The organism is Roseomonas alba (assembly GCF_019430885.1).
GTDB lineage: Bacteria > Pseudomonadota > Alphaproteobacteria > Acetobacterales > Acetobacteraceae > Neoroseomonas > Neoroseomonas alba.
Genome location: NZ_JAHYBZ010000011.1, coordinates 191,985 through 203,147, shown reverse-complemented (window position 1 = coordinate 203,147; position 11,163 = coordinate 191,985). Strand labels below are relative to the sequence as shown.

Below are 11,163 nucleotides of genomic sequence, written 5' to 3'. Positions count from 1 at the left end.
CACCAGCATGATGCTCCGCCCCCGCCAGAAGCTCTTCGTCGAGCGCAGCCTGCGTGCGCTCGGTGAGCACGGCAACACCCTCGGCGTCGCCCCGACCGGCGCCGGCAAGACGATCATGCTGTCAGCGGCGGTGGGCGAGCACATCGATGGCGGCGACGCCAAAGCCGCGGTTCTCGCACATCGAGATGAGCTGACGGCGCAGAACCATTCCAAGTTCCGTCGCGTGAATCCCGGCATCACCACCTCGGTCGTGGATGCGGGCCAGAAGTCATGGGCCGGCCAGGCCACCTTTGCCATGGTGCCGACGCTGACGCGCGCGGCGAACCTGGAGGCGATGCCGGCGCTGGACCTGCTGGTGATCGACGAAGCGCATCACGCCGTCGCGGACAGCTATCGTCGCATCATCGATCGCGCCCTGCAGCGCAACCCCAAATGCCGGATCTATGGCGTCACCGCCACACCGAACCGCGGCGACAAGGTCGGGCTGCGTCAGATCTTCTCCAACGTCGCCGACCAGATCCGGCTCGGCGAGCTGATCGCCTCCGGCCACCTGGTGCCGCCCCGCACCTTCATCATCGATGTCGGCGTGCAGGATGAGCTCCGGGCCGTCCGCCGCAGCGGCGACGACTTCGATATGGGCGAGGTCGCCCGCGTCATGGACACGGTACCGGTGACCGACGCGGTGGTAAGGCACTGGCAGGAGAAGGCGGGCGACCGCCAGACCGTAGCCTTCTGCTCAACCGTGGCCCATGCCGAACACGTCGCGGCCGCCTTCAACGCGGCCGGCGTGCCCACCGTCGTGGTGACCGGCGATATGCCGGAGGGGGAGCGGCGCTCCGTCCTGGCCGCCTATGCCCGGGGCGAGGCGCGCATCGTGGTGAACGTCGCGGTGCTGACCGAGGGCTGGGACCATCCCCCCACCTCCTGCGTCATCCTGCTGCGGCCGAGCTCCTTCAAATGCACGATGATCCAGATGGTCGGCCGCGGGCTGCGCACCGTGGATCCCAGCGAGCATCCCGGCATCGTCAAGCGTGACTGCATCGTGCTCGACTTCGGCACCTCCTCGCAGATCCACGGCTGCCTGGAGCAAGACGTCGAGCTCGACAGCCAGCCCGGCGAGGGCGAGCCGCCCACCAAGACCTGCCCCTCCTGCGAGGCCGAGGTGCCGATCGCGGTGATGGAGTGCCCGATCTGCGGGCACGCCTTCGAGCCCCGCGGCCGGGCGACGGCGCCGCTCACCGACTTCATCATGACGGAGATCGACCTCCTCCGGCGCTCCGCCTTCCAGTGGTGCGACCTGTTCGGCGACGACGCCGCGCTGCTGGCCAACGGCTTTCACGGCTGGGCGGGCATCTTCTTCCTGAACGGGGCCTGGCACGCGGTCGGCGGCGCGAAAGGGGAAGCCACCCGCCTGCTCGCGCTCGGGGAGCGGCTGGTCTGCCTGGCCGCGGCGGATGACTGGCTCAACAGTCATGAGAGTGACGAGAGCGCCCACAAGAGCAAGCGCTGGCTGCGCGAGGCACCGACCGAGCGGCAGCTGATGCACCTCCCGCCCGAGGCCCGTGCCGATCTCGGCATGACCCGCTACCAGGCCTCGGCGCTGCTCACCTTCAAGTTCAATCGCTATGACATCCGCCGGCTGGTGGCGAGCGCGCAGCCCAGCAGCCTGCCGGTGGCGGCATGACGGACGATGCAGGCCCAGCCCCCCTGCGCCGTCTGCGCGCGGCCGTCGCGTGGCTTTGGCTGGTTCGACCCGGCGCCGCGGAAGAAGCCGCGGCCCTCGGTCTGCTTCTGCTGCATCGCCTGCCAGGGCTTCTGGTCGCGCTTGGGAGCGAGGTCACCCACCATGGTTGATCTCACCGAGCATGAGCAGGCCGCGATGCGCGCGGCCATGCGGCACGTCGCCGAGAGCATGGCCGAGATTGGCTGGGGCACCCGCTTCCAGGACCTCACCGAGCCGCAGGTACTGACGCTGATCGAGGTCGCGGTCGGCGCCTTCCAGGAGGCGATGCAGGCCATCGCCCGCCAAGGCACAGCACAGGAGATCCCGTTCTGATGCTCGACTTCAACAGCCGGGGTCAGACTGCCCTGCACGTCAACGCGGCGATCGACGCAGCGCTGGTGGCAAGGAATGGCGCCAGCCCGCCGCGCACCTATCTTGGCGGCTCCCGCCTCGGCCACGCCTGTGAGCGCGCCCTGCAGTTCGAGTTCCTGCAGGCCCCGAAGGACGAGGGTGCGGACTTCGATGGGCGCATCCTGCGCATCTTCGGCATCGGACACGCGCTGGAGGATGTCGCGGTCGATTGGCTCCGCGCCGCCGGCTTCGATCTCTACACCCGCAAGGGCAACCGCCCCGATGGGGAGCAGTTCGGCTTCGCCGTGGCTGGCGGGCGCCTCCGTGGTCATGTCGACGGTATCCTCGCCGGCGGCCCCGCGATCCCCGGCATGGCGTTCCCCGCGCTGTGGGAATGCAAGACCATGAACGCCAAGGCCTGGCGGGAGACGTCGAGTAAGGGTGTCGCCGTCGCCAAGCCGATCTATGCGGCACAGATCGCCGTCTATCAGGCCTATATGGATGCCGCCGTGCCAGGGGTGGCGGACAACCCGGCGCTATTCACTGCCATCAACAAGGACACCGACGAGCTCCACCACGAACTAGTGCCGTTCGATGCGGCCCTGGCCCAGCGCATGTCCGACCGGGCGGTGCGAGTGCTCCGCGCTTGCGACGCCGGCGACTTGCTGCCGCGGATTGCCACCAGCCGCGACTTCCACGAATGCCGCTTCTGCCCCTGGGCCGAGCGCTGCTGGGCGCAGCCGGCATGAGCGCCTGGGGCGATTTCAACGACGCGCCGAGCCTTCCCTGGGAGGAAGAGAGGGCGGCGATCAATCACGGCGCCCTCGCCACCTTCCTCGAGGTGGCGTTCGGCTACTGTGACGGGCTGATCCCGGTCCGCGGCTTCGTTGACCAGGGCCAGGGCATCGACACCCGGCCGCACAACATCTGGATCCCAGCCGATGCCACCGCCGCGGAACTGCTCGGCACCTATGCCGCCTGGGCGGCGCGCGAGGGCAGTGCGGTCTATGTCATCCCCGGCACGGTGGCCGAGCACGGCCAGGCCCGCGCCGAGCATGTGCGGCAGATGCAGGCCGCCGTTGTCGATCTCGACACCGGCGACGTCGAGACGAAGCTCGCGCACCTCGTCCACCACCTTGGGCGACCCACCCTGCTGGTCGAGAGCGGCGGCCGCACCGCGGAGGGCGCCGCCAAGCTGCACGCCTGGTGGCGGCTGACCGAGGCGGCGGAGGGGCAGGACCTCGTCCGGCTCTGCGCCCTGCGCGGCGAGATGGCCGAGAAGGTCGGCGGCGATCCGCATTTCCGCTCTGCGCATCAGCCGATCCGAGTGCCCGGCACGCTGTATCGCAAGGGCGGCGTCGAGCGCGTGGTCGCCATCCGCCAGCACGATCCGCAGCGGGAGGTGGATCTGGCTGAGTTCGCCGAGGCCGTTACCGCCATGCCCTACCTGCCGGGGCAGGCGCCCCACCAGGCGTCGCCCCAGGGCGAACGGCCTGGTCTCGACGCCATCCTCACCACGCCAGTGCGTGAGGGCGCGCAGGACGGTTGGACGCGCTTCCAGGGCGCGAGTGCCGCGATCGGCCACTTCATCCGCCAGGTGCATGAGGGGCGCCAGACGCCCGACCAAGGCTGGGAGGCCATTTGCGGCTACAACGCCGCCTGTCTCCGTCCGGCTTGGCCGCTCGATCGGCTCAAGGCCGAGGCCGACGCGCTCTGGGCGCTGCACGTCGATCGTAACGGGCCGCCGCTACTGCGCGCCGACGGCGCACCGCCCGCTTCGGTCCCGGCCCACACCCTCGGCGCGCTGCTCGACGACACCTCGCCGATGCCGGAGGACCTGATCGGTCCGCGCGTGCTCACGCCGGGCGGCATGCTGGTCCTCGGCGGCGCGCCAAAGGTCGGGAAGTCGGACTTCCTGATCAGTCTGCTGGTGCACGCCGCTGCCGGCGCGCCGTTCCTCCGGTTCATCGCAGCGCGGCCACTACGCGTGTTCTACCTGCAGGCGGAGATCCAGTACCACTATCTGCGCGAGCGCCTGCAGCAGCTCCGGCTTGACCCCGCCATCCTGGCCCGCGCGCGCGACACCCTCGTCGTCACGCCGAAGCTGCGCATGCTGCTCGACGAGCAGGGCGTGCCCCTCGTCGCCGCTGCCATCCGCCAGGCCTTCCCCGACGCGCCGCCGGACGTGATCTGCATCGACCCGATCCGCAACCTGTTCGATGGCGGGCCAGGCGGCGAGGGCGAGAACGACAATGCGGCGATGCTGTTCTTCCTGCAAAGCCGCGTCGAGGCGCTGCGCGACCAGGTCGGGCCCCAGGCGGGCATCATCCTCGCCCACCACACCAAGAAGCTCAGCAAGCAGCAGGTCAAGGACGATCCCTTCCTGTCGCTTTCCGGCGCCAGTGCCCTGCGCGGCTTCTACACCTCCGGCATGATCCTCTTTCGACCGGATGAGGAGCAGACGCCGCGCGAGCTGCACCTCGAGCTCCGCAACGGCCCGGCTCTGTCGCCGCTGCTGATCGACAAGATCGGTGGGCGCTGGGCGGAGGTCGATCGTCACGGCGAACGCCTGGTGCGCCAGGATCTGGGCCGCAAGCTCGACGCCGAGCGCACTCGCCGCCACGACGTCATCCTGCAGATCATCGCCAGTGAGGCACGCGAGGGGAAGGTCTACACCGGCAGCGCCTTCGCGGCGCAGTTCGAGAACACCCATGGCCTCGGTGGCGACGACACCATCGCGCGCCGCATCAACGTCCTCGCCAACAAGGGCTACATCAAGTTCCTCCGCGCCGCCCCGGAGCTCGGCATTCCGGTCAGCAAGTCCAGCAAGGGCTACCTGGTCGTCCAGGACATGCTGTTCGGCACCGACGGCGAGGCCATCGATCCCGACACCGGCGAGATCAGCCGCGCCACCATTCCGCTGCTGCCGACGCACTACCAGTCGGAGACCAACAGCGCCGTCCTGCCGGTCGAGAACCCCGAGGTCTGGGTGCTGCACGACCCAGAGGCGGAGGCCCCATGAGGCCGTTCGTCTCGCCACCGCACCGTGCGGAACTAGCTGCGGAACTTCCAAGTTCCGCAAGTTCCGCAACCCTGCGGAACTTCCCTGCGGAACTTGAATTCCTCTGCGATCTCAGTGGGTTGGCCAAGTTCCGCAAGTTCCGCAGCCAGGCCTTGCGGAACTTGTTTGCGGAACTTCAAAACATTCAACGAACTCAGGCTCTTAGGGAAGTTCCGCAAGTTCCGCAAAATGCCTCCCCCCTACGGGGGGTGTGCGTGCGCGCCTCAACGGCGCGCGCACACCACACCCGGGGAGGTCAGGTCAGGGTCCGGGGACCACCCGCATGACGGGATCCCATCGAGCCGGGCAGCGACGGCGAGCTCCGCCAAGAACCGCGCCGTCGCCGCCCTCACCAGGATCATCCCCTCTCGGAGACCATCATGGCTTTCACGACTCTCGCCGCGCCCACCGCCAATGCAAGCCTGCCGCCCGGCATCGATCCGCCGCTGCGGCAGACCGGGAACACTGTCCTCGCCATCGATCTCGGCACGACGGTGGGCTGGGCACTGCGCATGGGCGACAGCACGATCCTCTCGGGCACCCAGACCTTCCGCCCCGGCCGCTTCGAGGGAGGCGGCATGCGCTATCTCCGCTTCACCGACTGGCTGGTCGAGATCGCCATGCGCGGCCACGGCATTCGCCGCCTGGTCTTCGAGGAGGTGCGCCGCCATGCCGGCACCGACGCGGCCCATGTCTACGGCGGCTTCCTCGGCACGCTGACCGCCTGGTGCGAGGAGCACGAGATCCCCTACGCGGGCGTCCCGGTCGGCACGATCAAGCGCTACGCCACCGGCAAGGGCAATGCCGACAAGGCGGCGATGATCGCGGCCATCCGAGGCCGCGGCTTTCTGCCTGCCGATGACAACGAGGCCGATGCCATTGCCTTGCTGCTCTGGGCGACCGAGCCCACGGGAGGCCGGGCATGAGCATGCACGGCGCACCGCTGGCGCCCCGCTCCTGCCTCAACCGCGGCACGCGCAGCCCGACCAGCGACACGGACGTCAACGCCATGCGCGCCGCCGCGTGGCATCGGCACGGCGTCGCCGCCATTCCTGTGGACGATGTCCTGGATCCCTGGCTGCGCCAGGCGATCACCAACGAGGCCAACCGGCGCTGGGGCCGACGCAACGGGGAGATCCACCATGGCCGGTAAGCGCAGGACCAGAGCCGCAAAGCCGAAGGGCGAGGACCTGGCAATGCCCTCGAAATGGCGGCTGCAGCACGGGCCGGTGGGGGAGCCGATGCGCGAGGCCGATCCCGAGACTGGCCTGCCGGTCGTGCACCGCCGCACGGTCGATACCCTCGGCCAGATGCTCGCCAACGGCACCATCACGCAGGAGATGCACGACGCCGGCGCGGTGTTCCGCCGGCAGTTCCGCGTCGCGGCCCTGGATCAGCTGCGCGCCATGCCTCTGATCCGCATTCCGGGCGGCTCCGGTGATTCCCTCACCGATCGCCAGGTCGCAGCACGCGAGCAGGTCGCGCATGCCATGATGGCCCTGGGCGGCTTCGAGAGCGCGGCCGGCTCCTGCGTCTGGCACGTGGTGGGGCTGGAATGCTCGGTGCGTGAATGGGCGCTGCGCCAGGGCTGGGGTGGGCGCAGCGTTGGCCACGCGCAGGCCCAGGGCATGCTGGTTGCCGCGCTCGGCGTGCTGGCGGTGGTCTACGGCCTCGTGCCGCGGCAGCGGGCCGCCTGACCGGTCACTCCATGCCGAGCACGAAGGCGGCGGCCTCGCCGATCAGTGTGAATGGCAGGGCCGGATGATGGGCGAGGATGACGTCCTGCACCGCCTTGCTGATGTCGACCCTGGTGAAGGGATCAGGAGGTCGCCGCGCAGCCCGCGCGGCGGCCAGCGTGGATGCGCTCAGCCACGGCGGAGGAAGGCGGAGTGGCTCGCCATCGGGCATGCGGACGCATATCGCCCCTATGAGAACAATACAAGAACATGATAGAGAGGCCGTGCTCACGAAGGAGGACGGTCATGGCAGCACGGCAGCGGGCGGCGATGCGCCCTCTCGATGCGGCGCTGGTGCGTCTGCAGACCATGGCGGCGCGTGGGGTCCAGCCCACCCGCATGGCCCGCGAGGTCGAGATCATCGTCGGCGAATGGCTTGGTGAGGCGGATGCGGATCCGGCTGACGTGAAGACCCGGCTGGACGAGCTCCACGAGCAGCTGGCCTCCGGTGTCGTCGATGCCGAGGAGCAGGTGTCCTACGTCGATCCCGATGAAGCCGCCGCGGTGAAGCAGGCGGGCATCACCCTGGCAGCGCTGGTTGCGACGCGGGATGCGGTGCAGCGGGCGCGCGACACGCTGTAGCCGCTAAGCCTCGATGGCTGACACGCCGCCCAGGCTTCGCTATGGCGGGAGAGCATTCAGGGAGATGCCAGTCTATGTCGAAGAAGTTCCTGACCGATGTGATTGCGAAATCGTCGGAGTTGTCGGGCGTCGCTTCCGCGAAGCTGTCGGGAGACATCATCGAGGCGATCCGCGCCGAGATCGTCAGCAGCGGGCGGTTCACCATTCCCGACTTCGGCTCCTTCGCTGTGCGTGAGACGGCCAAGCGCACGGCGCTGAATCCGCGCACGGGCGAGAAGGTCGCGGTGAAGGCGGGCGCGACCGTGAAGTTCAAGGCGAGCCCCGCGCTGAAGGCGGCTGCGCTCGGCGGGCTGAAGAAGGCCAAGCGCAAGGCTGCGAAGGGCTGATTCGGGCGCGAGGGAGGTCGCGGTCGATATGGAACCTGTCCTGACGCCGCTGCTGTGCCGCGAGGCACGCACGCTGCTGGATCTGGACACGGCTGAGGTAGCGTTCGTCACGCGCATTCCCGTGTTGGATCTGGAGATGTTCGAGGCGGGCCACACCATGCTGCCCACGATCACCCTCGCCGCGCTCCAACGTCTCTTCGAGCGCGGAGGTGTCGTGTTCGCACCAGAGAAGAGCCGGCGTGGCGTGCTGCTCCAGACCTCTGCGTAGGGTGCAGAGCGGGCTGAGCGCGCTGTTACAATTCACCCGCTGGCGGAGCGGAATCCGTATCTCGTAGACTCTCCCCACGATGATGAATTGCGGGTGCAGCTCTCTGCCCCGCGGCTCGCCAGCCACAGCGTCGCTCAATCGAGACAGTGGCTCGCGAGCCGCAGGGTCCTTCCTGGGCCCGGCGTATGCGGGGGGCGGAAGCGCGCAAGGCGCCTAGCGTCAGCCCCGTTTTCCAGGTTGCCAGCGCTGCCAGGTTGCCAGCCGTGGCGCCTTTCATTCGAACATCACGCAGGTGCAGATGCCTCAGCCCCCATGGGCTGCGAGCGCCGTCGAGGCGCGCGCGGTCGTCTCGCTGCTGCCCTATGCCGGGAATGCGCGCACGCATTCCGCTGACCAGGTGGCGCAGATCGCAGCGAGCATCCTCGAGTTCGGCTTCGTGGCGCCGGTGCTGATCGACGAGCGCGGCGAGATCATCGCCGGCCACGGCCGACTGCTGGCCGCGAAGTCCCTCGGCCTCGAGACGGTCCCCACCATCATCCGCGCCGGCCTGACGGACGCCCAGAAGGCCGCCTATCGGCTGGCCGACAACCGCATTGCGCTGAACGCCGGCTGGGACGAGGCGCTGCTCGCGGCCGAGGTCGCCAAGCTGCAGTCGATGGGCGGCATCGACCTTGCGCTGACCGGCTTCGACGGCGCCGAGATCGACCGGCTGCTGGCCGGGCTGGAAACCGAGACTGGCAACCTGGCCACCCCGGCGGTTGCCAACGGCGCCGAGCCTGCGGCTGGCAACCCGGTCGCCGATCCGGGGACCGATAGCGAGCCGGATCCCGCCGACGCGAAACCCGAAGCGCCGCGCCAGGCGGTCACCCGCCCCGGCGATCTCTGGTTGCTCGGCGAGCATCGCCTGCTCTGCGGCGACAGCACCGACGTCGCGGCAGTCGCCCGCGTCATCGGCGACGAGCGCGCAGCGCTGCTGTTCACTTCCCCGCCCTATGGCAACCAGCGCGCCTACACCACCGGCGGGGTCTCGGATTGGGATGCGCTGATGCAAGGCGTGTTCCAGCATGTCGACGCGGCCCTGCGGCGCGATGGCCAAGTGCTGGTCAATCTCGGCCTGATCCACCGCGAGGGCGAATGGCAACCCTATTGGCAGGGCTGGCTCGACTGGATGCGCGCCCAAGGGTGGCGGCGCTTCGGGCTCTACGCCTGGGATCAGGGCCCCGGGCTGCCCGGCGACTGGAATGGCCGCCTCGCGCCGGCCTTCGAGCTGGTCTTCCACTTCAATCGCGAGGCCCGACCACCCAACAAGATCGTGCCCTGCAAATGGGCCGGCACGCCGAACAAGGGCAGCGGGCTGCGCGCCGCCGACGGCGAGGTGAAGGCCTACACCCATATCGGCCTGCCGGTGCAGGAGATGCGCATCCCCGACAGCGTGCTGCGCATCACCCGCCACAAGGGCCGGGGGATCGAGACCGAGCATCCGGCAGTGTTCCCGGTGGCGCTGCCAGAACTGCTCCTGCAGGCCTACGCCAATCTCGGCGATGCGGTGTTCGAGCCCTTCGCCGGCTCCGGCACCACGATCCTCGCCGGACAGCGCACGGGGCGGAAGGTGCGGGCGATCGAGCTCGCGCCCGCCTATGTCGACCTCGCCATCGCGCGCTACCGCATGCTGTTCCCTGAGTTGAGCGTCACGCTCGACGGCGACGGACGCGGCTACGACGCGGTCGCCGCCGAGCGGGCACCGGAGGTCACGGCGAATGCAGCCTGACCTTCGCGTCGAGACGATGCCGGTTGCCGCCCTCGCGCCCTATGCGGCGAACGCCCGGCTGCACCCGACCGAGCAGGTGGCGCAACTCGCCGCCTCGATCGCCGAATTCGGCTTCAACGTGCCGGTGCTGGTCGACGACGCCGGCGTGCTGATTGCCGGGCACGGCCGGATCCTGGCCGCGAAGGCGCTCGGGCTGCAGGAAGTCCCCGCCATCCGCCTCGGCCACCTGACCGAAGCGCAGGCGCGGGCCTACCGCCTGGCCGACAATCAGTTGGCGCTCAACTCGACCTGGGACGAGAGCCTGCTGGCCGCCGAGTTGCGGGCGCTGCGCACTGAGGAGTTCGATCTCGGCCTGATCGGCTTCGACGGGACGATGCTGGATCGGCTACTCGCCGACGCGCCGCCCGAGGCACCGGCCAGTGCGGGCACCGATCCCGACGCTCCGGCGCCGGAGCCACCGGCGGCGCCGGTTACGCGTCCCGGTGACCTCTGGCTGCTCGGCCCGCATCGCCTGTTGTGCGGCGACTGCACCGACGCCGCGGATGTCGCGCGGTTGCTCGATGGCGCGCGGCCGCATCTGATGGTCGCCGACCCGCCCTACGGGGTGAACTACGATCCGGAATGGCGCAACGAGGCCGGCGTCTCGTCCACCATGCGCACCGGCAAGGTGGCGAACGATGATCGCGCCGACTGGCGCGCAGCCTGGGCCCTATTCCCCGGCGACGTCGCCTATGTCTGGCACGCGGGCGTGCACGCCCGCACGGTGATCGAAAGCCTTGAGGTGGCCGGCTTCGTGATGCGGAGCCAGATCGTCTGGGCGAAGTCGCGCTTCGTGCTGGGCCGCGGCGACTACCACTGGCAGCACGAGCCCTGCCTCTACGCCGTGCGCAAAGGCGCGACGGGACACTGGCAAGGCGCCCGCGACCAGGCGACGATTTGGGCGATTGCCAACGGCGGCGACGAGGACGCCGCCACGGTGCACGGCACGCAGAAGCCGGTCGAGTGCATGCGCCGCCCGATCATCAACAACAGTGCGGCAGGCGAGGCGATCTACGATCCCTTTCTCGGCAGCGGCACAACGCTGATAGCGGCCGAGACGACGGCCCGCGCCTGCTACGCGGTGGACATCGATCCCCGCTATGTCGACGTCGCCGTGCAGCGGTGGCAGCGCATGAGCGGCAAGGCGGCAGTGCTGGCGGGCGAGGATCGCGCCTTCAGCGACATCGCCACAGCTCGTCATTCGTAGAATGAGTTTGAGCGCGTCCAGCCGGAGGTGGATCATGCGCCC

Annotated in this window: 14 protein-coding genes; 12 read left to right on the top strand and 2 right to left on the bottom strand. The window is 69.3% G+C overall.

Annotation, left to right across the window (positions count from 1 at the left end; all coding sequences use genetic code 11):
- Positions 1 to 1,684, top strand: a 1,684-nt coding sequence (locus KPL78_RS26670; RefSeq protein WP_255569485.1) for a DEAD/DEAH box helicase, incomplete at its 5' end; no start/stop codon positions are given.
- On the opposite strand, the gene KPL78_RS30540 is transcribed toward KPL78_RS26670, so the two are convergent.
- Complete coding sequence (locus KPL78_RS30540; protein ID WP_255569484.1) at positions 1,624 to 1,848, bottom strand: hypothetical protein; 225 nt, start codon at positions 1,846 to 1,848, stop codon at positions 1,624 to 1,626. The genes KPL78_RS26670 and KPL78_RS30540 overlap by 61 nt on opposite strands.
- Here KPL78_RS30540 and KPL78_RS30535 point away from each other — a divergent pair.
- The 6 genes from KPL78_RS30535 (at position 1,847) to KPL78_RS26640 (ending at position 6,832) form a co-directional block, all read left to right on the top strand.
- The gene (locus KPL78_RS30535; RefSeq protein WP_255569483.1) at positions 1,847 to 2,056 is read left to right on the top strand and encodes a DUF6511 domain-containing protein; all 210 of its coding nucleotides are present in this window, start codon (positions 1,847 to 1,849) and stop codon (positions 2,054 to 2,056) included. The two genes, KPL78_RS30540 and KPL78_RS30535, sit on opposite strands and share 2 nt — an antisense overlap.
- Positions 2,056 to 2,823 (top strand): PD-(D/E)XK nuclease family protein, encoded by a 768-nt coding sequence (locus KPL78_RS26660; RefSeq protein WP_219766118.1) that lies wholly within the window; start codon positions 2,056 to 2,058, stop codon positions 2,821 to 2,823. Before KPL78_RS30535 ends, KPL78_RS26660 begins: the two co-directional genes overlap by 1 nt.
- Complete coding sequence (locus KPL78_RS26655) at positions 2,820 to 5,096, top strand: AAA family ATPase (RefSeq protein ID WP_219766116.1); 2,277 nt, start codon at positions 2,820 to 2,822, stop codon at positions 5,094 to 5,096. Before KPL78_RS26660 ends, KPL78_RS26655 begins: the two co-directional genes overlap by 4 nt.
- 419 nt (positions 5,097 to 5,515) lie before the next feature.
- A complete protein-coding gene (locus tag KPL78_RS26650) occupies positions 5,516 to 6,061 on the top strand; it encodes a crossover junction endodeoxyribonuclease RuvC (RefSeq protein ID WP_219766113.1) in 546 nt (181 codons plus the stop codon).
- A complete protein-coding gene (locus KPL78_RS26645; protein ID WP_219766111.1) occupies positions 6,058 to 6,288 on the top strand; it encodes a hypothetical protein in 231 nt (76 codons plus the stop codon). The genes KPL78_RS26650 and KPL78_RS26645 overlap by 4 nt, the downstream gene beginning before the upstream one ends.
- 43 nt (positions 6,289 to 6,331) lie before the next feature.
- A complete protein-coding gene (locus KPL78_RS26640) occupies positions 6,332 to 6,832 on the top strand; it encodes a hypothetical protein (protein ID WP_255569482.1) in 501 nt (166 codons plus the stop codon).
- Positions 6,833 to 6,836: 4 nt separating this feature from the next.
- Here KPL78_RS26640 and KPL78_RS26635 read toward each other — a convergent pair whose 3' ends face one another.
- Positions 6,837 to 7,043: a hypothetical protein gene (locus tag KPL78_RS26635; RefSeq protein WP_219766107.1), complete on the bottom strand. Its 207-nt coding sequence runs from the start codon at positions 7,041 to 7,043 to the stop codon at positions 6,837 to 6,839.
- A gap of 74 nt (positions 7,044 to 7,117) precedes the next feature.
- Between KPL78_RS26635 and KPL78_RS26630 the strand changes: the two genes are divergently transcribed.
- From KPL78_RS26630 to KPL78_RS26610, 5 genes are all read left to right on the top strand, one after another.
- Positions 7,118 to 7,453 (top strand): hypothetical protein, encoded by a 336-nt coding sequence (locus KPL78_RS26630; RefSeq protein ID WP_219766105.1) that lies wholly within the window; start codon positions 7,118 to 7,120, stop codon positions 7,451 to 7,453.
- A 74-nt stretch (positions 7,454 to 7,527) separates the two neighbouring features.
- Positions 7,528 to 7,839, top strand: a complete 312-nt coding sequence (locus tag KPL78_RS26625; RefSeq protein WP_219766103.1) for an HU family DNA-binding protein — start codon at positions 7,528 to 7,530, stop codon at positions 7,837 to 7,839.
- A gap of 28 nt (positions 7,840 to 7,867) precedes the next feature.
- Positions 7,868 to 8,107, top strand: coding sequence for a transcriptional regulator (locus KPL78_RS26620; RefSeq protein ID WP_109873406.1), 240 nt, complete (start codon positions 7,868 to 7,870; stop codon positions 8,105 to 8,107).
- Between the two features lie 298 nt (positions 8,108 to 8,405).
- Complete coding sequence (locus KPL78_RS26615) at positions 8,406 to 9,875, top strand: site-specific DNA-methyltransferase (RefSeq protein WP_219766101.1); 1,470 nt, start codon at positions 8,406 to 8,408, stop codon at positions 9,873 to 9,875.
- Positions 9,865 to 11,121 (top strand): site-specific DNA-methyltransferase, encoded by a 1,257-nt coding sequence (locus tag KPL78_RS26610; RefSeq protein ID WP_219766099.1) that lies wholly within the window; start codon positions 9,865 to 9,867, stop codon positions 11,119 to 11,121. The genes KPL78_RS26615 and KPL78_RS26610 overlap by 11 nt, the downstream gene beginning before the upstream one ends.
- The last annotated feature ends 42 nt before the right edge of the window (positions 11,122 to 11,163 follow it).

Bases quoted from the DNA above. Each gene is read 5' to 3' on its own strand.
- KPL78_RS26625 (WP_219766103.1), top strand. From the start codon at position 7,528: ATGTCGAAGAAGTTCCTGACCGATGTGATTGCGAAATCGTCGGAGTTG.
- KPL78_RS26635 (WP_219766107.1), bottom strand. From the start codon at position 7,043: ATGCCCGATGGCGAGCCACTCCGCCTTCCTCCGCCGTGGCTGAGCGCA.
- KPL78_RS30535 (WP_255569483.1), top strand. From the start codon at position 1,847: ATGGTTGATCTCACCGAGCATGAGCAGGCCGCGATGCGCGCGGCCATG.
- KPL78_RS26640 (WP_255569482.1), top strand. From the start codon at position 6,332: ATGCCCTCGAAATGGCGGCTGCAGCACGGGCCGGTGGGGGAGCCGATG.
- KPL78_RS26610 (WP_219766099.1), top strand. From the start codon at position 9,865: ATGCAGCCTGACCTTCGCGTCGAGACGATGCCGGTTGCCGCCCTCGCG.
- KPL78_RS30540 (WP_255569484.1), bottom strand. From the start codon at position 1,848: ATGGTGGGTGACCTCGCTCCCAAGCGCGACCAGAAGCCCTGGCAGGCG.
- KPL78_RS26615 (WP_219766101.1), top strand. From the start codon at position 8,406: ATGCCTCAGCCCCCATGGGCTGCGAGCGCCGTCGAGGCGCGCGCGGTC.
- KPL78_RS26620 (WP_109873406.1), top strand. From the start codon at position 7,868: ATGGAACCTGTCCTGACGCCGCTGCTGTGCCGCGAGGCACGCACGCTG.
- KPL78_RS26655 (WP_219766116.1), top strand. From the start codon at position 2,820: ATGAGCGCCTGGGGCGATTTCAACGACGCGCCGAGCCTTCCCTGGGAG.
- KPL78_RS26630 (WP_219766105.1), top strand. From the start codon at position 7,118: ATGGCAGCACGGCAGCGGGCGGCGATGCGCCCTCTCGATGCGGCGCTG.
- KPL78_RS26650 (WP_219766113.1), top strand. From the start codon at position 5,516: ATGGCTTTCACGACTCTCGCCGCGCCCACCGCCAATGCAAGCCTGCCG.
- KPL78_RS26645 (WP_219766111.1), top strand. From the start codon at position 6,058: ATGAGCATGCACGGCGCACCGCTGGCGCCCCGCTCCTGCCTCAACCGC.
- KPL78_RS26660 (WP_219766118.1), top strand. From the start codon at position 2,056: ATGCTCGACTTCAACAGCCGGGGTCAGACTGCCCTGCACGTCAACGCG.